2 protein-coding genes are annotated in these 1,115 nt (G+C 66.8%); both read right to left on the bottom strand.

The features are described from left to right. Positions 1-845, bottom strand: an 845-nt coding sequence (locus tag ACSIPU_RS30295; protein WP_435322467.1) for a sodium ion-translocating decarboxylase subunit beta, incomplete at its 3' end; no start/stop codon positions are given. A 15-nt stretch (positions 846-860) separates the two neighbouring features. Next, a partial coding sequence (locus ACSIPU_RS30290; protein ID WP_285160556.1) for a biotin/lipoyl-containing protein occupies positions 861-1,115 on the bottom strand: 255 nt, incomplete at its 5' end.

Raw genomic sequence — 1,115 nt, 5'->3', positions numbered from 1 at the left:
TCCGGCAGCAGCAGCGCCACCAGCAGCAACAGCACCGCCGGGAAGAGGATTTTTTCCCGCTTACTCACCGTGCGCAGCTGCACCATGCGGATTTTCCGCTCCTTCTCGCTGGTCAGCGCCTTCATAATCGGCGGCTGGATTAACGGCACCAGCGCCATATACGAGTACGCCGCCACCGCGATGGCGCCGAGTAATTCCGGCGCCAGTTTCCCGGAGAGGTAAATCGCCGTCGGGCCGTCCGCGCCGCCGATGATGCCGATGGCCGCCGCCTGCGGCAGGGTGAAGCTGATGATGCCGAAGTAGTTCAGCGTCAGCGCCCCCAGCACCGTGGCGAAGATGCCGAACTGCGCCGCCGCCCCCAGCAGCAGGGTCCGCGGGTTGGCCAGCAGCGGGCCGAAGTCGGTCATCGCCCCGACGCCCATAAAAATCACCAGCGGGGCGATGCCCGAGCCGATGGCGACCTTATAGAAGATGGCCAGCACCCCGGCGGAGTAGCCCATATCCACGGCGAGGTCCTCCATCTGCCCCTGCACCGACGGCAGGGCCAGGGCCAGCGCCTCTTTGATGGCGTGGACGTCCGGCGCGCAGTTGAGCTTCGCCGCAATCACCGCCAGCTGCCCGGCGTCGTGGTGGGCCAGCAGGCTCTCCAGCGCGGTCAGCGCCAGCCCGGCTTCCGGGATATTCGACAGCAGCCCGCCGAAGCCAATCGGCAGCAGCAGTAACGGCTCGAACTTCTTCGCTATCGCCAGCCACAGCAGCAGCAGGCTCACCAGCAGCATGACGGCCTGGCCGGCACCGAGGTGCATCAGCCCCATGCCCTGAATCAGGGCGTTCAGACTTTCCATTTCCGTTCCTTTTCCTTACGCCAGGGTCATCAGGGTGTCGCCCACCGCCACCGCATCCCCGGATTTCACCGCGATACCGCGCACGGTCCCGGCCTGTGCGGCGCGGATTTCGGTTTCCATCTTCATGGCTTCCAGAATCAGCAGCACGTCGCCTTCGGCCACCGTCTGGCCTTCCGCGGCAATGACCTTCCAGATAGTGCCCGCCAGCGGCGCGGTCACCGGCGTGCCGGCGCCTGCCGGGGCGGCCGCCTGAGCCGGGGCGGAAGAGGC

It is taken from the genome of Klebsiella sp. HN106 (genome assembly GCF_051209435.1).
GTDB classification, from domain to species: domain Bacteria; phylum Pseudomonadota; class Gammaproteobacteria; order Enterobacterales; family Enterobacteriaceae; genus Klebsiella; species Klebsiella oxytoca.
This window is presented reverse-complemented; position numbering and strand designations above follow the sequence as displayed.